Source organism: Plesiomonas sp. ZOR0011 (genome assembly GCF_000800945.1).
In the GTDB taxonomy this organism is placed as follows: Bacteria; Pseudomonadota; Gammaproteobacteria; order Enterobacterales; family CAMTGL01; genus Plesiomonas; species Plesiomonas shigelloides.
In genome coordinates this window covers 34368-56412 of record NZ_JRKB01000004.1, presented here as the reverse complement: position 1 = coordinate 56412, position 22045 = coordinate 34368, and the positions used below count along the sequence as shown (strand labels likewise).

20 protein-coding genes are annotated in these 22045 nt (G+C 54.1%); 13 read left to right on the top strand and 7 right to left on the bottom strand.

Annotation, left to right across the window (positions count from 1 at the left end; genetic code table 11):
* Nucleotides 1-545 (top strand): DUF4396 domain-containing protein (locus L975_RS00365; RefSeq protein ID WP_230400755.1); only part of this gene is annotated, 545 nt, incomplete at its 5' end.
* Nucleotides 546-895: 350 nt separating this feature from the next.
* A complete protein-coding gene (locus L975_RS00360) occupies nt 896-1105 on the top strand; it encodes a hypothetical protein (RefSeq protein ID WP_152113028.1) in 210 nt (69 codons plus the stop codon).
* Nucleotides 1106-1199: 94 nt separating this feature from the next.
* Here L975_RS00360 and gorA read toward each other — a convergent pair whose 3' ends face one another.
* The 3 genes from gorA to L975_RS00345 form a co-directional block, all read right to left on the bottom strand.
* Nucleotides 1200-2552, bottom strand: coding sequence for a glutathione-disulfide reductase (gene gorA, locus L975_RS00355; RefSeq protein ID WP_047706605.1), 1353 nt, complete (start codon nt 2550-2552; stop codon nt 1200-1202).
* Between the two features lie 30 nt (nt 2553-2582).
* Nucleotides 2583-4196 carry an EAL domain-containing protein gene (locus L975_RS00350; protein ID WP_047706604.1) on the bottom strand — a complete coding sequence of 538 codons (1614 nt, stop codon included), beginning with the start codon at nt 4194-4196 and terminating at the stop codon, nt 2583-2585.
* A gap of 348 nt (nt 4197-4544) precedes the next feature.
* Nucleotides 4545-5387, bottom strand: a complete 843-nt coding sequence (locus L975_RS00345; protein ID WP_010864973.1) for a 23S rRNA (adenine(2030)-N(6))-methyltransferase RlmJ — start codon at nt 5385-5387, stop codon at nt 4545-4547.
* A 104-nt stretch (nt 5388-5491) separates the two neighbouring features.
* Here L975_RS00345 and prlC point away from each other — a divergent pair, with 104 nt between their 5' ends.
* The 3 genes from prlC (at nt 5492) to L975_RS18280 (ending at nt 8694) form a co-directional block, all read left to right on the top strand.
* The gene (prlC, locus tag L975_RS00340; protein WP_047706603.1) at nt 5492-7555 is read left to right on the top strand and encodes an oligopeptidase A; all 2064 of its coding nucleotides are present in this window, start codon (nt 5492-5494) and stop codon (nt 7553-7555) included.
* A 138-nt stretch (nt 7556-7693) separates the two neighbouring features.
* On the top strand, nt 7694-8443 hold the full coding sequence (gene rsmJ / locus L975_RS00335) for a 16S rRNA (guanine(1516)-N(2))-methyltransferase RsmJ (RefSeq protein ID WP_052181173.1): 750 nt from the start codon (nt 7694-7696) through the stop codon (nt 8441-8443).
* A gap of 89 nt (nt 8444-8532) precedes the next feature.
* Nucleotides 8533-8694 carry a hypothetical protein gene (locus tag L975_RS18280; protein ID WP_170919725.1) on the top strand — a complete coding sequence of 54 codons (162 nt, stop codon included), beginning with the start codon at nt 8533-8535 and terminating at the stop codon, nt 8692-8694.
* A gap of 88 nt (nt 8695-8782) precedes the next feature.
* On the opposite strand, the gene uspA is transcribed toward L975_RS18280, so the two are convergent.
* Together uspA and L975_RS00325 are read right to left on the bottom strand one after the other, a co-directional pair.
* Nucleotides 8783-9214 carry a universal stress protein UspA gene (gene uspA / locus L975_RS00330; protein WP_010864969.1) on the bottom strand — a complete coding sequence of 144 codons (432 nt, stop codon included), beginning with the start codon at nt 9212-9214 and terminating at the stop codon, nt 8783-8785.
* A gap of 241 nt (nt 9215-9455) precedes the next feature.
* Nucleotides 9456-9686: a hypothetical protein gene (locus L975_RS00325; RefSeq protein WP_047706601.1), complete on the bottom strand. Its 231-nt coding sequence runs from the start codon at nt 9684-9686 to the stop codon at nt 9456-9458.
* Here L975_RS00325 and fabG point away from each other — a divergent pair.
* The 4 genes from fabG (at nt 9681) to uspB (ending at nt 12831) form a co-directional block, all read left to right on the top strand.
* Complete coding sequence (gene fabG, locus L975_RS00320) at nt 9681-10412, top strand: 3-oxoacyl-ACP reductase FabG (RefSeq protein WP_010864967.1); 732 nt, start codon at nt 9681-9683, stop codon at nt 10410-10412. The two genes, L975_RS00325 and fabG, sit on opposite strands and share 6 nt — an antisense overlap.
* A gap of 348 nt (nt 10413-10760) precedes the next feature.
* Nucleotides 10761-11801 carry an extracellular solute-binding protein gene (locus L975_RS00310; protein WP_010864966.1) on the top strand — a complete coding sequence of 347 codons (1041 nt, stop codon included), beginning with the start codon at nt 10761-10763 and terminating at the stop codon, nt 11799-11801.
* Between the two features lie 101 nt (nt 11802-11902).
* Nucleotides 11903-12430 carry a non-heme ferritin gene (ftnA, locus tag L975_RS00305; RefSeq protein WP_010864965.1) on the top strand — a complete coding sequence of 176 codons (528 nt, stop codon included), beginning with the start codon at nt 11903-11905 and terminating at the stop codon, nt 12428-12430.
* A 56-nt stretch (nt 12431-12486) separates the two neighbouring features.
* Nucleotides 12487-12831, top strand: a complete 345-nt coding sequence (uspB, locus tag L975_RS00300; RefSeq protein WP_010864964.1) for a universal stress protein UspB — start codon at nt 12487-12489, stop codon at nt 12829-12831.
* Between the two features lie 55 nt (nt 12832-12886).
* On the opposite strand, the gene L975_RS00295 is transcribed toward uspB, so the two are convergent.
* Complete coding sequence (locus L975_RS00295; RefSeq protein WP_010864963.1) at nt 12887-14365, bottom strand: inorganic phosphate transporter; 1479 nt, start codon at nt 14363-14365, stop codon at nt 12887-12889.
* A 404-nt stretch (nt 14366-14769) separates the two neighbouring features.
* On the opposite strand from L975_RS00295, the gene L975_RS00290 reads away from it, so the two are divergent.
* The 3 genes from L975_RS00290 to L975_RS00280 all read left to right on the top strand — a co-directional run bounded on the left by L975_RS00290 (nt 14770) and on the right by L975_RS00280 (nt 20188).
* Nucleotides 14770-15984, top strand: coding sequence for an NAD(P)/FAD-dependent oxidoreductase (locus tag L975_RS00290; protein ID WP_047706598.1), 1215 nt, complete (start codon nt 14770-14772; stop codon nt 15982-15984).
* A gap of 569 nt (nt 15985-16553) precedes the next feature.
* Nucleotides 16554-19355: a DNA polymerase I gene (polA, locus tag L975_RS00285; protein ID WP_047706596.1), complete on the top strand. Its 2802-nt coding sequence runs from the start codon at nt 16554-16556 to the stop codon at nt 19353-19355.
* A 467-nt stretch (nt 19356-19822) separates the two neighbouring features.
* A complete protein-coding gene (locus L975_RS00280) occupies nt 19823-20188 on the top strand; it encodes a hypothetical protein (protein ID WP_047706594.1) in 366 nt (121 codons plus the stop codon).
* Between the two features lie 322 nt (nt 20189-20510).
* On the opposite strand, the gene yihA is transcribed toward L975_RS00280, so the two are convergent.
* Nucleotides 20511-21164: a ribosome biogenesis GTP-binding protein YihA/YsxC gene (gene yihA, locus L975_RS00275; protein WP_010864959.1), complete on the bottom strand. Its 654-nt coding sequence runs from the start codon at nt 21162-21164 to the stop codon at nt 20511-20513.
* A 175-nt stretch (nt 21165-21339) separates the two neighbouring features.
* Between yihA and L975_RS00270 the strand changes: the two genes are divergently transcribed.
* On the top strand, nt 21340-21966 hold the full coding sequence (locus tag L975_RS00270; RefSeq protein WP_010864958.1) for a cytochrome c: 627 nt from the start codon (nt 21340-21342) through the stop codon (nt 21964-21966).
* The last annotated feature ends 79 nt before the right edge of the window (nt 21967-22045 follow it).

Genomic DNA, 22045 nt, shown 5'->3' with positions numbered 1-22045 from the left:
TGCACGATATGCACGATATGCACGATATGCACGATATGCACGATATGCACGATATGCACGATATGCACGATATGCATGGCATGATGATGATGCATCACGGCAAAGTGACCTGGAAAAACGTGTTTAAAACCAGCACCCACTGCGGCACTGGCTGTACGTTGGCCGATATTATCGGTGAAGTGCTGGTTCTGTTTGTGCCGGTAACCTTGTTTGGTAGCGCGGTGTTTGGCAGTTGGACACTGGATTTTTGCTTGGCGTTACTGCTCGGGATTGCCTTTCAGTATCTGCCTGCCCGTCAGATGGGGATGGCTCCGGCGGCGGCGTTGAAAAACGCCATCAAGGCGGATGTGTTATCTCTGATCTGTTGGCAGATTGGGATGTATATCTGGATGGCGATTGTGCTGTTTGGTCTGTTTGCTCCCGATATGCCACGCCTCAGTGCGGTGTACTGGTTCATGATGCAAATTGCCATGGTGGCCGGCTTTTTTACCGCCTATCCGATGAACTGGTGGCTGGTGAAAAAAGGCATCAAACACGCTATGTAGGCGGTATTTTTGCCTGATGAGGCGCGTTTATATCCGCCTGCGATATTTAAGCGGTGGGCGAGAGATTCCCTGCATTTTCCCTGTGCTTTGCTGTGGGGAGATGTGGGGATTTTTTTATTTGCGATCCGGTGGATGCGCGGTTAGAACAATGCTAGCTGAAAGTTAGCCTTAGATGCAGTGAGTGCTATTGCGTATCAGTTGCGAATGACTTGTGGTGATTTGTTTATGTCTTATATTTCTTTACGATTTTAACCGTGATCACAACGTATTGTTTTGCGAAACAAATATATTTTTCCTCCTTGCTATAGCACCATTTAGCCAAACTTGCAGGATGTAGGGTGGTAGGCCTCATGTCGTATGAAATCAGGATGATTTTATTCCTCGGTATTTTTATTATCGCCAGTTTGTGTTTATTCGATGTGCTGGTGGATTATCTGTTAGTTAATTATCGCGGTGGCATTTTACGCGTCATGATGCGCTTGATGATGGATTCGCCGTTTAATTATTGGCCCGGCCAAGATGAGGAAATGCTGCAGGCGTTGTGTGAGCCGTTAAGCTAATTGGTTGGGTAATGTGAGAGTGGCGAGCAGTGGTTGCGGACAGTAAAACGCGGCCACCCGTGGTGGCCGCATCAGCCGATCTTGGCATTGCGCCTTAGCGCATGGTCACAAACTCTTCGGCTGCCGTTGGATGAATTGCCACGGTATTGTCGAAATCGCGCTTGGTCGCGCCCATCTTCATGGCGACAGCAAAGCCTTGCAGGATCTCATCCATACCAAAGCCGATGCCGTGGATACCAACAATTTTCTGCTCAGCTCCGACACACACCAGTTTCATTCGGCACGGCTGACGGTGCTGAGTGACCGCTGTGTACATGGCAGTAAAGGACGAGGTGTAGACCTTCACATTGGCTTCGCCATACTGTTCGATTGCCTGTGGCTCGGTTAAGCCCACCGTACCGATTGGTGGATGGCTGAACACCACGGTCGGCACGTTGTCGTAGTTCAAGTGCTCGTTCGGCTTGTTGTTGAACAGTCGCTCTGACAGACGACGACCCGCTGCCACCGCAACCGGTGTTAACTCGATGCGACCGGTATTATCCCCCACCGCATACACGCCTGGTACATTGGTGTTCTGGTACATATCAACGCGGATATAACCGCGATCGTCGAGCTCCACGCCACTGGCATCCAGATTCAGTCGATCGGTAGCCGGTTTACGGCCAATAGCCCAAATCAGGCAATCGACGTGCAGGCTGCGGCCATCTTCCAGATGCAGCGTTAGGCTGCCATCTGCGTGTTTTTCTACGCGCTGTGGCACCGCTTGAGTGTGCAGCTCTGGGCCTTCAGTTTTAATCACTTCCAGCAGCGTATCGACTAACATCGGATCAAAGCTGCGCAGCGGGGCGTGCTTACGCACCGCCAGATGGGTCTCCGCGCCGAGGGCATGCATCACGCCGGCAATTTCAACCGCGATGTAGCCCGCACCAACCACGGCGACCCGTTTTGGCAGCTCGCGCAGGGCAAAGAAGCCATCGGAATCAATCCCGTATTCGGCTCCGGGAATGGCAGGGCGGGTTGGATAGCCGCCGGTGGCTATCAGGATGTGATCGGCAGTGATTTGCTCGCCGTTGACTTCCACGGTGTGGGCATCGACAAAACGGGCAAAGCCTTGGATCACGTCAACCTTGTTGTTACCCAGAACCCGCTCGTAGGATTGATGGATACGATCGATGTACGCTTCGCGGCTGGCGATCAGTTGTTGGAAGTCGAACTGTTTTACATCCACATCAAAGCCATAGTCTGCCGCGTAGCGGTGCATGGCTTCTGCAATCTGGGCGCCGTGCCACATCACTTTTTTCGGCACACAGCCGACATTCACGCAGGTACCGCCGAGGGCTTTCGCCTCAATCAGGGCACACTTCTTGCCGTACATTGCTGCTCGGTTGACCGAGGCGATCCCGCCGCTGCCACCGCCGATTGCCAGATAATCATAATGTTTGGTCATTGTTTGCCGTCCATTGTCAGGAGCCTTGCTCTAATGGATTGATTCTAGCGATAGAGGGCAGGCTCCGGCAAATTTCTGCATCGGGTTTTGTAGCCACTCCTGCAGTTCCTCAATCCGCATCGGGCGGGCAAACAAGAATCCCTGCAGGGTTTGCACCCCTTTTTGGCGCAGATACATGGCCTGCACTCCGCTTTCGACCCCTTCGGCAATCAGGGCGATCCCTAGGCGCTGCGCCAGCGCAATGATGCTGTCGAGCACCACGGTATCCATCCCTTGGGCATCAATGCTGGCGGTAAAGCGTTTATCGATTTTCAGGTAATCAGGGCGCAGTTGGTTTAAGTAACCCAGCGTGCAGTGGCCGGTGCCGAAATCATCCAGCGCTAGGTGCACATCCGGTAGCGCTTGTAACGCGTCTAGCTGGCGAATTTGGCTGGCATTGAAATGCAGCGGGCTGCGCTCGGTGATCTCCAAAATCAAGCGGGTTTGTGTCGGCAGCGCTTGGCGTAAGGTGCGGGTGTTATCCAGCAGCGCCGGCTCGTTGAAGTGATCGGGGGAGATATTCACGGAGACCCGAAAACCGGCGGGCAGGTTATCCAGCGGCAGTCGCTGCATGTCTTGGGCAATCAGCTGCATCAGGTGGTGGGTCAGATGCGGCATCAGATGATGCTGCTCCAGCTGGCTGATAAAGGCATCCGGCGATTGGGTGATGCCGTGTGGTGTCCAGCGCAGCAAGGCTTCCACCCCGACGCAGCGACCGCTTTGGCAGTCGATCAGCGGCTGATAATGCATGCGCAGTTTTTTCTGTCGGATCAGCGCGCGCAGATCGTGGCTGAAATGATGGCGGTCACTGTACAGATGGAACACCAGCATAAACACACACAAGCCGAGTAACAGGGCAACGGATACCGGCATCCCGCTCAGTAGCGGCACCAGCTGCCACCCTTCTGGGCCATACACGTTGAGGGTGACGTGATGGGCGCTGTCTTGCCAGCGGGCTTTTGGCGTGGCGAAGGTGGCGTCATCGGGCGCGATACTGCGCAAGGTTTGTGGATAAGGGTAGCTCACATCCATACTCAGGCCGGTGATGTACGGCAGCTGTGGACGCAATAGGATATGGGTGAGCGGGTAGATATCTTGCACGTACAGCACCCCTTGCTCGGCTTGGCTGCTGTGCGGCCACCAGTACACCAGCACTGGCGCGCTACCGGCCATTTCTTTGAGCAACATCGGCGTGCGTGGGTGTTGCAACAGTAAATCGAGGTACGGCTGTAACATGCGCGCTTCATCGGCGGTGGACGAAGAGCAGTGGATTTGGCCTTGCTGAACCAGTAAGTAGCTACGCGCACTGTGATCTTGGGTGGCCGCTTGTTGCAGCTGCGGTTGCACCTGCGCGCACGGGTAGTGGCTTAAGGTCAGTAACCGATTTTGCCAGTTACGGCTAAAGGGCTGCTGGGTTTCAAAATAATCGCGCAGTTGTTGAACCGCTTTGTGCTGTTGCTGTAAGGCTTGCTGGCGCAGTTGTTGGTAGCTGCTAAATAACGACAATAGCGCGCACACGATGCCCGCCACCAAGGCGATCCCGCCACGGTACAAAAGATAACGCTGACGCAATAAGCTGCAAGTTGCGGTGGTGCGTACTGGCACTGTGCTGCCTCATCCTTGATGGCCGTTGTGTGGGTCAGGTGATTGCTGACGTGGCCCAACTTCCTGTTGATGCTTTCACTGAGCGTCAGGTTCACATGCAATGTGTAAAAACGCGGTTGGCTATACTCGAGTGACGCTATTTGATTTCACTATATCTGACTGTGCGCTGAAAACCTGCTTGGGTGGCTGTTTGCGGTGTGAAATTGCGGCCAAGGTCTAAGATTGCCACGGGGAAATTTAGCGCAGATGACAAAACGCCGCCCAGTCAGGACGGCGCAGTGCACCGGAGTGCTTACTTACTCGTGACATTCCCCAACGGGAAATGGTGAGCCGAGTTTATTCCAGCATTTATTCCGGAACGACCCAAGTCACGCTGTGATGGCCAGTGCCTTCTGGCACCATCACCTCGGTCAGCCATGGCAGCAGCTCTTGCATCTGGCTTTCCAGCTTCCACGGTGGATTGATCACAATCATACCGGAGGCGGTCATGCCGCGCTGATCGGAGTCCGGACGCACGCCCAGCTCGATTTGCAGGATGCGGCGAATGCCGGTGGCTTCCAGATCGCGCAGCATGCGCTTGATGGTCTGGCGCAGCACGACCGGATACCAGATGGCATAGGTGCCGGTCGCAAAGCGCTTGTAGCCTTCGGTAATGGCGGTCACGACCTGCTGGTAGTCATCTTTAAGCTCGTACGGCGGGTCAATCAGCACTAAACCGCGACGCTCTTTCGGTGGCAGCTGAGATTTCAGCTGCTGGTAACCGTCACCGCGCTTGGTTGAGGCGCGCGGGTCTTCGCGAAACTCATGGCGCAGCAGAGGGAAATCGGTCGGATGCAGTTCGGTCAGCAGCAAGCGATCGTGATCGCGCAGCAGATGCTGGGCAATCAGCGGCGAGCCCGGATAATAAAACAGCTGCGGACCGCGGTTAACCGCTTTCACCGCCGACAGGTAAGGCTGCAGCAGCTCGGGAATATCATCGCGCTGCCAAATTCGGCCAATGCCTTCCAGATATTCACCGGTTTTCTCTGAATGGTCGCTTTTCAGGTAATAACGACCGGCACCGGAGTGGGTATCCAGATACACGAACGGCTTATCTTTTTGTTTCAGGGCGTCGATGATCAGCGCCTGAACGGTGTGCTTTAAAACGTCGGCGTGGTTGCCGGCATGAAAACTGTGTCGATAGCTGAGCATGGTGACCTCTCTCTTAGGTCGCATATTATGCCTGAGTGAGCATTGAATTTCGCCTGCAGGATCGCCATCTTAATAGAGATAATACATTTTAAGGATAACTGACCATGAGCAACCTGCAGTCTTCCAACCCACTGCTAAGCTTCACCGGATTACCACCGTTCTCACAAATCGAGCCGCAGCACGTGCTGCCGGCGGTGGAGCAGGCCATTGCCGACTGCCGCGCCGAGGTTGAGCGCGTATTGGCGCAGGATACCCCGTACACGTGGGCGAACCTGTGTGAGCCATTGGCTGAGGTGAATGACCGCCTGAGCCGCTTGTGGTCACCGGTCGGTCACTTAAATGCGGTGAAAAATTCCCCCGAATTGCGTGAAGCTTATCAGCAGTGTTTGCCGCTGTTATCCGAATACGGTACTTGGATGGGCCAACATGCCGGTTTGTATCAAGCCTACAAGGCGCTGCATGACAGCGAAGAGTTCAGCCGTCTGACTCCCGCCCAGCGCAAAGCGGTGGAAAACAGTTTGCGTGATTTTGAGCTGTCCGGCATCGGCTTGCCTGCCGAGCAGCAGCAACGCTACGGCGAGATCATGACTCGCCTGTCAGAGCTGTCGAACCAGTTTAGCAACAATGTGCTGGATGCCACCATGGGCTGGAGCAAGCTGGTCACTGACGTGAACGAACTGCAAGGGATGCCAGAGAGCGCGCTGCAAGCGGCCGCCGCCGCCGCGCAGGCCAAAGGCCAAGAGGGCTACCTGCTGACGCTGGATATCCCGAGCTACCTACCAGTGCTGACCTATTGTGATAACCAAGCGCTGCGCCAAGAGCTGTATCAGGCCTATGCCACCCGCGCTTCCGATCAAGGCCCGAATGCCGGTCAGTGGGATAACTCGCCACTGATCGCTGAAATTCTGGCATTGCGCTATGAGCTGGCCCAATTGCTGGGTTTTGCTACCTATGCCGATAAATCGCTGGCCACCAAAATGGCAGAAAACCCACAGCAAGTGCTGGAGTTTTTGAACAATCTGGCCAACCGCGCTCGCCCACAAGGGGAAAAAGAGCTGGCGGAGCTGCGCGCGTTTGCCCGTGAGCAGTGCGGCGTCGATACGCTGGAAGTGTGGGATATCGCCTATTACAGCGAAAAACAAAAGCAGCACCTGTTTGCTATCAGCGATGAGGCGCTGCGTCCGTACTTCCCAGAAGATCGCGTGATCAGCGGCTTGTTCGAAGTGCTGCGTCGGGTGTTTGGTATCGAAGCACGCGAGCTGCCAGCGGGTAGTGTGGATGTGTGGGATCCGAGTGTCCGTTTCTTTGAGCTGATTGACGGTCAAGGCGAGCTGCGCGGCAGCTTCTATCTGGACTTGTACGCCCGTGAACACAAGCGCGGCGGGGCGTGGATGGATGATTGTATCGGCCGTAATCGTCGCCTCGATGGCAGCTTACAAAAACCGGTTGCCTACCTGACCTGTAACTTCAACAAACCGGTTGGCGATAAGCCGGCGCTGTTTACCCATGACGAAGTCACCACCTTGTTCCACGAATTTGGCCACGGCATTCACCATATGCTGACTGAAGTGGATACGGGCGCGGTGTCCGGTATCAACGGCGTGCCGTGGGATGCAGTCGAGCTGCCAAGCCAGTTTATGGAAAACTGGTGCTGGGAAGCTGAAGCGCTGGCGTTCATCTCCGGTCACTATGAAAGCGGTGAGCCGCTGCCACAGGAAATGCTGTCCCAACTGCTGGCGGCGAAAAACTATCAGGCAGCGATGTTTGTTCTGCGTCAGCTGGAATTCGGGCTGTTCGATTTCCGTCTGCACCACGAATACTCTCCGGCCGAGGGTGCCAAGGTGTTGGAGATGCTGCATGATGTGAAAGCCAAAGTAGCGGTACTGCAAGCGCCAAGCTGGCAGCGGATGCCGCATAGCTTTAGCCACATCTTCGCCGGTGGCTATGCTGCAGGTTACTACAGTTACCTGTGGGCGGAAGTGCTGTCTGCCGATGCGTTTGCCCGCTTTGAGGAAGAGGGCATTTTCAACCCGCAGACCGGACAAGATTTCCTGCACTGCATTTTAGAGCGTGGCGGCTCGGAAGAGCCAATGGCGCTGTTTAAGCGTTTCCGTGGTCGTGCGCCACAGCTGGATGCTTTGCTGCGTCATAAAGGCATTGCCGGTTAATGGCTGCGTTAACTCGCGTGTAGCGTGAAATACCGCGCGTGAGATGTAGTATCATAAGGGTGCATAATTGCACCCTTTTTTCTTGCCGGCGCTAAGTATGCGGCGCTGCCAACCTGCGGGAGTTGAGCTTTGTATTCGATCCACCTGTCCACTGACGTTGCGGCGCGCGCGCCTGAGCTGGCCGTCTTAGCTGAGCGCTGGCAGCTGCAGCATGATGAAGAGGCGCAGTTTGCGCTGGTATTGACCGCTGAGCGTCTGGAGCTGCGTAAACGCGATGAACCAAAGCTGGGCGCGATTTGCGTGGATTTTGTCGGTGGTACTATGGCGCACCGTCGCCGCTTTGGTGGTGGCCGCGGTGAAGCGGTGGCGAAAGCGGTAGGCGTAAAAAAAGGCTATCTGCCGGATGTGGTGGATGCGACCGCCGGCCTTGGGCGCGATGCCTTTGTGCTGGCCAGTATCGGCTGTCGGGTGCGTTTGTTAGAGCGTCATCCGGTAGTCGCCGCCTTGTTGGATGATGGTTTGCAACGGGCGTATGCCGATCCAGAAATCGGTGGCTGGATGCGCGAGCGCATGCAACTGCTGCACGCCTCGGGCATCGAGGTGTTGGCCACTTTGTCGCCTGCGCCAGATGTGGTTTATCTCGATCCTATGTATCCGCACAAAACCAAATCGGCCTTGGTGAAAAAAGAGATGCGGGTATTTCAGTCGTTGGTGGGCGCGGATCTGGATGCCGATGATTTGTTGACCCCAGCGCGCGCCGTGGCGCGTAAACGGGTGGTGGTTAAGCGGCCGGATTACGCCGAGCCGTTAGCCAATCAACCGGCGAGCGCGGCCATCAGTACCAAAAATCACCGTTTCGATCTTTATGTTACGCCTGCTGCCAGATAACCGATTGACGCTATCGCGCCGGTGTGCCAGCGTGTAGAAAACGGCCAGCCGCAGTGGTTTGGTCTAGAGAGTCACCGGAGGTCATTAAGGTGGAAATTCGCCGGTTATGCAAATGGGGGCGGGATGAATACAGCGAGCACTTCGCCTTGCTGTGCGAGATCACCCGTAAGCCGAAATTTACCTGTGAGCGTTGTGGCCGTAGTGCGCGCAAAAAGCGTTATCTGTGCAAGCCGCGTAAACGCGACCAGTGATCAATAATGAAAACTCCCGCCGTGGGCGGGAGTTGTATGAATGCTCAAAACGCGCGTTGACGATGCGCGCTATCGGGCTTTGCTGAGCTTAGTCTTCGTCGCGCAGCGGCACAATCAGCATATCAATCGGGATATTGTTAATCAGCTGGCGTGCAGATGACATCAGCTTGCTCCAGAAATCCTGATGGTGACCACACACCAGCAGATCCACGTCATATTGCTTGATCGCATCCATCAGAACCTGTCCCAGATCGCCACTGCCACTTAAGGTTTCGGTGATCGGATAGCCGGCATTCAGCGCCAGTTCACGCAGGGCAGAATGGGTTTCTTCGGAAATCTTCTGCTGCATATCCCCAAGGTTGACATCAATCAGGCCGGTATACAGGTCTGAGTAATTGACATCAACATGGATCAGCGAAACTTTGGCATCGTTACGCTTGGCGACGCCGATGGCTTTTTTCAGCAGATAGTGACTTTCCGGCGACAGGTCGACAGCGACCAGAAGATGTTGATATGCCATGATGTTGCTCCTTTTCCATTCTTCCATACTCGGATACTAACATTAGTATAGATGGCGAAATGTTCAGTGGATCACAGCCCGTACCGCCATTGCCAGCCTCACAAAATGCCCTCACAAAAGGCTATAAAAGCCGCCATTTTAGCTTCAGCGCGTTCTAATGCGTTGACGGTCATTAACCCGTAAAAATCGGGGCACTTTTCCTTGTCACAAAAAAAATTTTCGGTTGAAAAAATGCGCAGCGTTAGCGTAACTGCGAGGTGGTGAGTATTGCCGTTGGTTTGTCGGTCTGCTTGTGCCCTTTTCCTTGCCACAAAACTTCACCGTAACTGACAGCTAAAAATTTGCCGCGATGAATTTCTGGTGCCATTGATTGCAGTATCTGACCGGACATGGTGACCCGTGCCACGGTGACAGCAAGGGCAAAGCCCAAAGTCTTACGACGGTAAAACTGAGCGGGAGTAGTGGTATGCAAAATAAAATCTGTGTCGTGACCGGTGGCGGTCGTGGGATTGGACGCCAGATAGTCAATACGCTGGCTGATGCCGGGGCGGCGATGGTGATTGCCTGCGATTTGGATGCGGCCGCCTTGGAAGAGACCGTCAACGGACGCGCTAACGTGCGCGGCCAATTACTGAACGTCAGTGACCGTAATAGCATGCCAGCATTCGTGGCAGCGGTGGTGGAAGAGTTTGGCCGCATCGATGTGCTGGTCAATAACGCCGGTGTTACCCGCGATAACTTAATCCAGAACATGAGCGAAGCGGAGTGGGATCTGGTGCTGGATATCAACCTCAAAGGGGTATTTAACCTAACCCAAGCCATCGCGCCGGTGATGATGGCGCAAGGCAGTGGCGCGATTGTCAGCCTCTCGTCGGTGGTGGGGCTGGATGGCAACATCGGCCAGAGTAACTATGCCGCCAGTAAAGGCGGGGTGATCGCGCTGACCAAAACCTGGGCCAAAGAATTTACCCGTAAAGGTGCGGTGGTGCGTGTTAACGCGATTGCGCCAGGATTTATCCGCACCCCGATGACCGCGGTGGTGCCGGATAAAGTCATCGATCACATGGTCAGCAAAACCCCCTTGGGGCGGATGGGTACGCCGGAGGATATCGCCAACGCGGTGCGGTTCTTAGTCAGTGAGCAGGCGGCGTTCATTACCGGACAGGTATTACGTGTCGATGGTGGGCTGACGATATAACACCAGAAACCTACTCGCGCTATGGCCACGTCAGAGGCCATGCACCCAAATAAGCCATAAGCACAAGAAAGTCAGTTCTGTGTATCTATTGCCCCGCTGGTCGGGGCTTTTTTTGTGCGTGCGATCTCGCTCTGCGGGATCGGCGTATGCAACAAGGCCAGAAAAGATCGTATCGGCAGTGAGTTTAGTTACAATCGCCGGGTAACCGGCGCCAAGGCGACCGGCGGCCATGCCAGTGCGTTTGGACATGGCCAGTCACAGGGCAAGGCGCAGGCTAACGGTGTGCGCGTTGCGGAATAATCACCCGAATTCGATGTCCGCGGGACATCATGGGAGGAAACAACGACGATGAGTAAGCTGTGGGTGCAAAGCCTGGTTCTGAGCGCGACTGCCGTCATGAGCAGCGCAGGTGCCGCGCAAGAACAACTGTATGTGTATAACTGGACTGATTATATTCCGGCCGCGTTGCTGGAGCAGTTCTCCAAGGAAACCGGTATTGAAGTCATCTACTCCACGTTTGAAAGTAACGAGGAGATGTACTCGAAACTGAAACTCACTCAGGGTGCCGGCTACGATTTAGTGGTTCCTTCCACGTACTATATCAGCAAGATGGCCCGCGAAGGATTGTTGCAGGAAATCGACCAGAGCCAGCTGAAAAACTTCGCTAACCTTGACCCCGCATTACTGCATCGCGAGTTCGATCCGCAAAATACTTACTCCGTCCCTTATGTGTGGGGTGTAACTGGGATTGCGGTCAACAAATCCGAGATTGATCCGGCCACGGTGACCTCATGGGCTGACCTGTGGAATCCGGCGTTTAAAGATCGCCTGTTGCTGACCAATGACTCGCGTGAAGTGTTCCACATGGCGCTGCTGGTTAACGGCAAATCGCCCAATACCACAAACCCCGATGACATCCGGCAGGCCTATGAAAAGCTGCAGCCGTTGATGCCGAACGTGCGGGTGTTTAACTCCGATGCGCCAGACGTGCCGTATCTGCAAGATGAGGTTTCGGTGGGCATGATCTGGAATGGGCCGGCGTGGCGCGCTAGCTTAGAAAACCCGGATTTAACGTTCGTCTATCCGAAAGAAGGGGCGATCTTCTGGATGGATAGCTTCGCCATTCCGAAAGCGGCCAAGAACAAAGCCGCTGCGCATCGCTTCATCGATTTCCTGCTGCGCCCAGAAAGTGCTGCCGCCATCATCAAAGAGCTCGGTTATTCGGTACCGAATCAGGCCGCGCTTAAACTGCTGCCGGCGGAGATGGTCAATAACCCAACCCTGTTCCCGCCAGAAGATGCCAAACAACGTGGCCAATTCCAAGCGGATGTGGGCGATGCGGTTCAGATCTACGAAGAATACTGGAATAAACTGCGGACGGGGAAATAATCCGTTACGGGGGCCGGGATTGAATTCCCGGCCCGACGCGCTATTGTGTCAGCAGAGGGGCAAACTCTGCACCGTCACCGAATACATAACAAGGAGTCGCTATGTTGTCGCAAGCCATGACCGATAAGCTCAATGAGCAGTTGAATCTGGAATTTTTCTCATCCAATTTGTATTTGCAGATGAGCGCTTGGTGTGATCATCACGGCTTTGATGGGGCGGCGCTGTTCTTACGCCAGCATGCGCAAGAAGAGATGCAGCATATGCAGCGTTTGTTCACCTATGTCAGCGAAACCGGTGCGTTGCCGCTGATTGGTGCCATTGAGGCGCCGGACAGTGATTATCAGTCATTGGCCGATGTGTTTCATAAAACCTACAGCCACGAGCAGCTGATCACGCGCAAGATTAACGAGTTGGTGCATGTGGCCTTCAGCACTCAAGATTACTCCACCTTCAGCTTCCTGCAGTGGTATGTGGCAGAGCAGCATGAAGAAGAGAAGCTGTTCAAAAGCATTCTGGATAAAATCGAGCTGGTGGGCGAAGATGGTAAGGCGCTGTTCTTTATCGATAAAGACTTGCGTGCACTGGCCGCTCAGGGCGAGCAGGCATCGTTGGCTGCCAGCAATCAGTAAATCGCTGTTGGCGTACAACTGAACTACCCTGAGTAAGGATACTTAGGAGAGCAGGAATGGATTTGAATATCGTCTTTTGGGTGTTGCTGCTGATGAGCGCGCTGAATATTGCGCGCTATCTGTCCAGTTTGCGGGTGCTGTTGTTTATCATGCGCGACAGTGATCCCTACCTGTATTTGCTGGTGGATGGCCGCGGTTTTTTCCGACCGACCGGCGTGATCTCAAAGCAGATCCGGCTGTTTCACTACCTGCGTGAACAGCGTTATGTCTCGCATCATGATCCGCGCTTTATCGCCAAGTGTGTGCAGGTACGTCAGCAATTTGTGCTGAGCAGTGCGTTGTTACTGTTAACGCTGGTGGTGTTAGTGCTGGGATGGGTGATGCCGGGAGTGACCCACTGATACCCGCCCGAAGGCGGGTATCGTGGTTGAACTGATAACGGTAGGAATGGGGCTGTCAGAGCAGGATATAGCTAGCAACCCAAAACAGCGTACAGGAAAGCAACATGGTTGCTGGCAAGGTGAAAATCCATGCCATCAGGATACTTTTAACCGTACCAGACTGCAGACGGTTTTTGTTTGCCAGCATTGAGCCGGCAACCGCTGAAGACAACACATGTGTGGTGGAAACCGGCATACCGGTGACGCTGGCAATACCGATTGCAGAGGCGGCGGTAATTTGCGCTGCCATCCCCTGTGAATAGCCCATCCCGCGCTCACCGATTTTCTCACCGACGGTGACCACGATCCGGCGCCAGCCGACCAAGGTTCCCAAGCCCAGAGCCATCGCCACCGCAACGATCACCCAAGTCGGGGCGTATTCGGTGGTGCTGTTCAGGTCATGGCGGAAGGTCGTCAGGCTTGCAGCATCGGCTTTGGACATTCCCGGCGCCGCGGCTACTTTCTTAGCGGTATCGTCAATGCACAGGATCAAACGACGCGCCATCCGGCGTTGGTCGGTATCCAGCTGTGCGTAATCTGATACGCCGTTCAGTAGCGAACTTAACCCATCCAGTGACTGACGTGTATTGGCCACATCGCAGTGGAACTTACCTTGCGGGATAGCGTTATCCTGCGCTTTTGGATGTGACGCAATAAAGGCATCCAGCACGGTTGGGTTGCGCTCGTAAATGGCGGCAATATGCTGCGCAGCATCGGCGGTTTTCGCGATTTGATACTGGCTGGCATTCATGTCGACCACAAACTTGGCCGGCGCAATCCCGATCAGTACCAGCATCAGCAGGCCGATCCCTTTTTGTCCATCATTCGAGCCGTGTGCAAAGCTCACCCCGAAAGAGGAGAGGATCAACACAGTACGCGCCCAGAATGGCGGATGCTTTTTCCCGTCCAGCAATTGGCGCTCTTCAGGATTCAGGTGCATGTGTGAGGTCGGGAATAACCGCTTTAACAGCAGGAACACCGTTCCCGCCAGCAGCAAGCCGACAACAGGAGACACGATCAGTGACAGCATGACATCAACCGCTTTTTTGAGGTTAACGCCATCACTGATAGAGGTATGGGTCATCAGTGCGTTTGCCACACCCACGCCCAGAATAGAACCGATCAGTGTATGTGAGCTGGAAGCCGGCAAACCCAGATACCAGGTACCGAAATTCCAGACAATCGCGGTGAACAACATGGAGAACACCATGATGAGACCGTGAGTCGAGCTGATATTAACAAGCAGGTCGATAGGCAGCAGATGCACGATGGCATACGCTACGCTTAATCCTCCCAATAACACCCCGAAGAAATTAAAAATTCCAGACAGCACCACAGCCAGCTGCGCCGGCATCGCTTTGGTATAGATTACCGTGGCAACAGCGTTGGCAGTGTCGTGGAATCCATTAATAAATTCATAAGCCAAAACAAACAATAACGCCAAACCAAGCAGAATGGCGATATGGGCATCAAGACCGGTAAATATATCAAACATAAAATAAGCCATAAAACCGTCATCAGACCGGCGCATTATCGATATAAATACAGTCGCTAGAAAGGGGAAATTCCAGTTATTTTGCAAAAAGTGCGAATAATTTGCCGCGATAATCTGGTTTGTTACGCGTAACTTCGCGAATAAAATTTGTATAACCTAATGATTTAAAAGATTATTTAAAAACAATATAGAAATGAGACATGGCGCGCATTCAGTTGCGCTAATCGCACGGCGATTTGAACTGTATTTTGTGCCGGATTTGACACAATTATCTGCTTTGTCTGTTTTATCTGCAAAAGGCGTATGTAAGCTATCCAGCTGTCAACTAAAACCGGGTAATACTGGCTGTCTGCAGCAAAGCCCTTTACAATCGCCGGCGTTTTTACAGCGGCCGGGAGTAAACGGTGAAATCAGCATTTGATGTGGTCATTATCGGCGCCGGGGCAGCCGGATTATTTTGTGCAGCGCAAGCCGCCGCACGCGGGCTCAATACCTTGGTGGTGGATAACGGCAAAAAAGCTGGTCGAAAAATTCTGATGTCCGGTGGTGGGCGGTGTAATTTCACCAACCTCTATATTGAACCGGCCGCCTATTTATCTGCCAACCCGCATTTTTGCAAATCGGCACTGTCGCGTTATACCCAGTGGGATTTTATTGCCTTAGTGGCGGCGCACGGGATTGCCTATCACGAAAAAACGTTAGGCCAGTTGTTTTGTGACGACTCCGCCGAGCAGATCGTCGAGATGTTGCTGAGCGAGTGCGATAAAGCCGGCGTGCAGATCCGTTTACGCACCGAAGTGTTAAGTGTCGCACGTAGTGACAGCGGGCTGTTCGCCCTGACTACCGCGCAAGGCGAGGTGCAGACGCACTCACTGGTGGTGGCTAGCGGTGGTTTGTCGATGCCGGGTCTGGGGGCTGGGCCGTTGGGTTACCGCATTGCCGAACAATTTGGTTTACCGGTGCAGCCAACGCGGGCTGGCTTAGTGCCGGTCACCTTACATAAAGAGATGCTGCAAGCGCAGCAGTCACTGGCGGGGATTGCCGTTCCTGTCACCGTGAGCACCAGTCATGGCCCACAGTTTCGTGAAAACCTGCTGTTTACCCACCGCGGCCTCTCCGGTCCGGCGATTTTGCAAATCTCCAGCTACTGGCAGCCGGGGGAAACGCTGGAGATCAATTTGCTGCCGGATTGCGATCTGGATAATGAGTTGGAGCAGCTGCGCCGCAGTCAGCCTAATTTAAGCCTGAAAAATGCCCTGACACGCTGGTTGCCTAAGCGCTTAGTGGAGTGCTGGATTGAGCAGCAGCGCTTGCCGAATCCGACCTTAGCTCAACTGAGCCATGCGCAAAAACAGGCGGTGTGTGAGACGCTGCAGCAGTGGCGCATTAGCCCGAACGGCACCGAAGGCTACCGTACCGCAGAAGTCACGCTGGGTGGTGTAGATACGCGCGCTCTGTCATCGAAAACCATGCAGGCGACCAGCGTACCGGGCTTGTACTTTATCGGCGAAGTGGTGGATGTGACCGGCTGGTTGGGCGGCTATAACTTCCAGTGGGCGTGGAGTTCAGCCTATGCCTGTGCGCAGTCGTTACCATTGCCTGAGGCTGCGGTGGAGTAAAACGCGCAAGAATTCTGCGATTTGGCTTTACAAAGATAATGATAATCGTTATCGTTTGTTGGCTGGCAGAGCGCCTCGGGAAGGAAAGCTTTGCACGCACGACATTGCTCACAATTGCTTCCACATATCTTCTACCGGTTCTCCTTGTCGTGAACCGGTATTTTTTTGCCTCTCTTACACCGGTTGTCCACCGCTTACGCGCCGAGTAGGTATGCTGGAGATGCGGCGATCGCGGCCAGCGCCTTGCCCCGTCTGCGCTCCAGCAAAGTCAAGTCTAAAAATGGTATCCACAGCAGATGATCATCAAATGATCGCGCGCCGATCAGGGCATGCTTGCGTAACTTAATGAAATTTAATGGTAATTAACCATGCATTCACCTGCTAACGCCAAACGATCACATCCCCTCGTTTTATTGTTCACAAAGTTATCCACAGGCTACGCGTCATCGGCAGGAAGGAATGGGGTGCGCGCCAGATACGTAGTGGGACAAAAATCCCGACCGGTAAATTCGTTTCTGCCGCTGGCTGTGGCATCCTTTAGGGATGATGACTGACCGGATAGTGTAATTATGGCCCAGATAGCGCCCAACCCGTTGATTCTGGTCGACGGCTCTTCTTATCTTTATCGTGCATTTCATGCGTTCCCACCGCTGACCAATGCTGGCGGTGAACCGACCGGCGCCATGTATGGCGTATTGAACATGCTGAAAAGCCTGCTCAACCAATTTGCGCCGACCGAAATGGCGGTGGTGTTTGATGCCAAAGGCAAAACCTTTCGTGATGAGATGTTTGCCGAGTACAAGGCGCATCGCCCACCGATGCCCGATGAACTGCGCAGCCAAATTGAGCCGCTGCATCAGATGATCCGCGCGCTCGGCTTGCCGCTGTTGGTGGTGTCGGGAGTGGAAGCCGATGACGTGATTGGTACGCTGGCCAAACAAGCGGCCGCCAATGGGCGCGACGTGCTGATCAGCACCGGCGATAAAGACATGGCGCAGCTGGTGAGCGATAAGATCACCTTGATCAACACCATGAACAACACGGTGCTGGGGCCGCAGGAAGTGCGCGAGAAATACGGGGTCGGGCCGGAGCTGATCATCGATTTTCTGGCGCTGATGGGCGACTCATCGGATAACATTCCGGGCGTACCAGGGGTGGGCGAGAAAACCGCGCTGGCGCTGCTGACCGGGATCGGCAGTCTGCGTGAGATCTACGCCAATCTGGATGCGGTGCCCGCTCTCGGTTTTCGCGGCTCGAAAACGCTGCCGGCCAAGCTGGAATTGCACCGTGACAATGCCGATCTCTCCTATGCACTGGCCACCATCAAAACTGATGTGGAACTGGAGCCCATTCCACTGACGCGCCAAAGCGCCGATACCGACACCCTGATTAGCCTGTTTGGCCGTTATGAGTTCAAACGTTGGTTGGCTGAGCTGCTCGATGGTGGCGATATGCTGACGCCTAACCCGGCAGCGGCTGCGCCACGCGTCCGACCGACCGCTTCGGTGAGCGATAGCGCCGAACCTGCCGCAGCGGCCATGGCGCCGGTGACGCTGGATCGCAGTGCCTACCAGACCATTTTGCAGATGAGCGAGCTGGATGCATGGTTGGATAAGCTGCGCGCTGCGCCTTACTGGGTGCTGGATACCGAAACCGACGGACTGGATTACATGACCGCCAACCTGATTGGCTTGTCATTTGCCACCGCCGCTGGTGAGGCTGCCTACTTGCCGGTGGCGCACGATTATCTGGATGCGCCTGAGCAACTGGATCGTGATACGGTGTTAGCGCGTCTGAAGCCGCTGCTGGAAGATACCGATTCGCGCAAAGTTGGGCAAAACCTGAAGTTTGATCAGAGCATTCTGGCCCGTTATGGCATCGAGCTGCGCGGTATTTGGTCTGATACCATGTTGGAGTCGTATGTTCTCAACAGTGTGGCTGGCCGCCATGATATGGATAGCCTGTCTGAGCGCCACTTAGGTCACCAGCCCATCACTTTTGAGGAAGTGGCCGGTAAAGGTAAAAACCAGCTGACCTTTAACCAGATCCCGCTAGAGCAAGCGGCCACCTATGCCGCCGAGGATGCGGATGTCACCCTGCGCTTACATGAAGTGCTGTGGCCACAACTGGAGCAAGAAGCGGGCTTGGCCTCGGTGCTGCAAGAGATGGAAGTGCCGCTGCTATCCGTGTTGTCGCGGATGGAGCGCAACGGCGTGCTGATTGATCCGGCCTTGCTGGGGCGGCATTCCATAGAGCTGACCACGCGTCTGGCGGAGTTGGAAAGCAAAGCCCATGAGCTGGCCGGGGAGCCGTTTAACTTGGCCTCTACCAAGCAATTGCAGGGGATCTTGTTCGAGAAACTGGGCTTGCCGGTGCTGAAGAAGACCCCGGGCGGCGCGCCCTCCACTAACGAAGAGGTATTGGCCGAGCTGGCGCTGGATTACCCATTACCGGCCGTGCTGCTGGAGTACCGTGGGCTGGCCAAGCTCAAATCAACCTATACCGATAAACTGCCGCAGATGATCAATCCGGCGACCGGTCGCGTGCACACCTCCTATCATCAGGCGGTGACCGCTACCGGCCGTCTGTCATCCACCGATCCGAACCTGCAAAATATTCCGGTACGTAACGAAGAAGGGCGGCGCATTCGTCAGGCCTTTATTGCTGGTGCAGGGAATCAGATTATTGCAGCTGACTACTCGCAAATTGAGCTGCGCATCATGGCGCATCTGTCGGGTGATGCCGGTTTATTGCGCGCTTTTAGCGAAGGCAAGGATATCCACCGCGCCACCGCTGCCGAAGTGTTCGGCTTGCCGCTGGAGCAGGTGAGCGCTGAACAGCGTCGTAGTGCCAAGGCCATCAACTTCGGTTTGATTTACGGCATGAGCGCCTTTGGCTTGGCGCGTCAGCTCGGTATTGGCCGTAACGATGCCCAACGTTATATGGATCTGTACTTTGAGCGCTACCCGGGCGTGCTGACTTATATGGAGCGCACTCGTGAGCAGGCGCATGCGCAAGGTTATGTTGAAACGCTGTTTGGCCGTCGTTTGCAGTTGCCGGATATCCGTTCGCGCAATGCGATGCGGCGTAAAGGCGCTGAGCGCGCGGCGATCAACGCCCCAATGCAAGGCACAGCGGCTGACATCATCAAGCGCGCTATGCTGGCAGTGGATGCATGGCTGGCGACGCCAGAGGCAGACGGTATCCGTATGATCATGCAGGTACACGATGAATTGGTCTTCGAAGTGCCGCAAGAGAAAGTGGCGCTGTGCAGTGCCAAGGTGCGTGAGCTGATGCAGCACAGTGCCGCGCTGGATGTGCCGCTGCTGGTTGAGGTTGGCGTGGGTGATAACTGGGATCAGGCCCACTGATCGGGTGCTGCCGCGACGCACACTGAGCCTGAGCTATTTTCACTGAGAAAAATAACCTCGGGCTAATGTTACCGTCAGTAGTGAAGTGCGACATAAAAGTGAAAACAAACTACAAAAATTGCTTTCCTCATCCGTCGAATTGTTGTACAGTTTTTCGCGTAGGGTACAGAGGTAAGATGTTCTATCTTTCAGACCTTTTACTTCACGTAATCGGATTTGGCTGAATTTTTAGCCGCCCCGCTCGTTAGAGCGGGGCGTTCTTTTATCTGCGTTTTGCCGCTTTTTTCCCCACAACGTCGCCCCTTGTTACCGTTTTTCCCGCTGCTGGTTACTCTTTTTCCCGTCGATAGTGTCTCTTTTTCTCACACTGTGTCGTTTTTGTGAGCGCGGTCGCCGATTTTATCGCCTAAAAATTAGAGTAATTACTTTAAAATGTTTCTAAGTGCGATATAATCATTTCGCTCTTCTTGTTTATCTTATTTTTTGTCTGTGTGATGGCGGCGTTGTCACCAGACTCACATTTTTGCTTACGTATTTTTTTCGGGCCGGCTTTTGCCGGCCTTTTTGTTGCCTGTCTACCTGCTGTCCACATCTTCCAGCAATTTGTTGTAAAGCTACAGCTTACCCACACTTATTTCTCGATGAAAAATCAAATCGCCCTGTTGCGCGTGCTGCTGCACAAGCGCGGCACAAGCATAGTGCGGCATGCATTTGCCAAGAGGGATCCGCACCACAGGTTGCTAATACAAAGTGGCATGGCGGTGACGAGGGAAAAGGGCAGCGAAAAACAAAAAGGAAACCGAATCGGTCGGGCGTTCAACCGAATGCGCTAAACATAACACTGTCGTGTTAGATCGCGGCAGGATCTGACGTATCGTTGCTAAATCGGGCTTTTATCAGACAAGTTGCTATGAAGTAATGTGCGTATTCGTGAGGGGAATCAAGAGTGCAGCGCAAACTTATGTATGATGGCGCGATCTTACACAAAGATCTTGCGAAACCGCGCAGGATCGAAGATCCTTAACGGCATAACAATAAAAACCTCCTATTTCTCTCCCGTTGCCCCACCGTACGGTGGGGACTTATTTCCCTTTTCGCGACCCATCTCGCTTCGACCTAGCAGAACGTGACAGGCAACGTGTCAGTCACCGAACTTTATTCTGCGTCGCTATCGTCCGCATCCAGTTCAGCCTGATTCAGGGCATCAATCTCGGTGGTAAACCAGGTATCCAGCTTCTGGCGCAGCTTATCCACACCCAGTTTTTTCAGGGAGGAGAACGCTTCGACTTGAATATCACCTTCGAACGCCAGCACGGCTTCGCGCACCAGATTCACCTGATTTTTACGGGCGCCACTGGCCAGCTTATCGGCTTTGGTCAGCAGCACCAGCACCGGCAGGCCAGACTCTACCGCCCACGCAATCATCTGCTGATCCAAGTCTTTGAGTGGATGGCGGATATCCATCAGCACCACCAGACCACGCAGGCATTCGCGTTTTTGCAGGTATTCACCCAGCGCGCGCTGCCATTTGCGCTTCATCTCTTCCGGTACTTCGGCATAGCCGTAACCTGGCAAGTCGACCAGACGTGCCTGCTCGGCCACTTCAAACAGGTTAATCAGCTGAGTACGGCCAGGGGTTTTACTGGTACGCGCCAAGTTTTTCTGATTGGTCAGGGTATTGAGCGCGCTGGATTTGCCCGCATTCGAACGGCCGGCGAAGGCCACTTCGATGGCGTTGTCCACCGGAAGGTGACGGATATCCGGTGCGCTAGTAACAAAATGGGTAACGTGATAATTAAATTGAGCCACGGAGCGATCTCCACCTTAAGTCAAATGTGGTGTGATGATTTCTTTTATGTGAAAATGTGTAAAATATCTGTTGTAATAGTGCGTAAGGCACTGCGCTGACCGCCGAAACCTTACGGTAACGGACAGGATTATCCGTTATTGGCATAACAACAATCATATAGCTAAATGGAACGCCATGAAAAAATTTGCGCTCGTGATTTCAATGATGCTGGGTGTCAGCGGTGTTGCGCAGGCACAGGGAAACGCAGAAGCGGGTAAGAAGATCGCCGCTGCGGTGTGTGTGGCCTGCCATAATGCTGACGGGAACAGTACCATCCCCGTCAATCCAAAATTGGCCGGACAACATAACAAATATCTGCTCAAGCAGCTAAAAGAATTCAAACTGGCGGCGGACTCCGGCGGTAAGCAGGGGCGCGCGAATGCCATCATGCAAGGTCAAGTGGCGGCCTTGTCTGAGCAGGATATGCAAGATTTGGCCGCTTGGTTCTCCGAGCAAGTCTCGGCACCTGCCTATACCGATAAAGCCAGTGTTGAGCTTGGCAAACAGCTGTACATGGCTGGGGATAAGCAGCGCGGCATTCCGGCCTGTGTCGCCTGTCATGGTCCGCGTGGTAATGGCACCGGCTTGTCGGGCTTCCCGAAAATCTCCGGTCAACATGCTGACTATATCAGTGCTCAGCTGACCGCGTTTCGCGCCGGACAGCGACAAAATGATCCGAACTTGATGATGCGGCAAGTGGCTGCGCATCTGACGGATGCAGAAATCAAAGCGCTGGCCGGTTATGTTGGTGGCTTGCACTGATCGTGTTGCTCGCTGGCCAGATTCTTTGGCCAGCGAGCAAACTGCCCGACGGTCAAATTTTCCGCTTTTTTACTGTGAA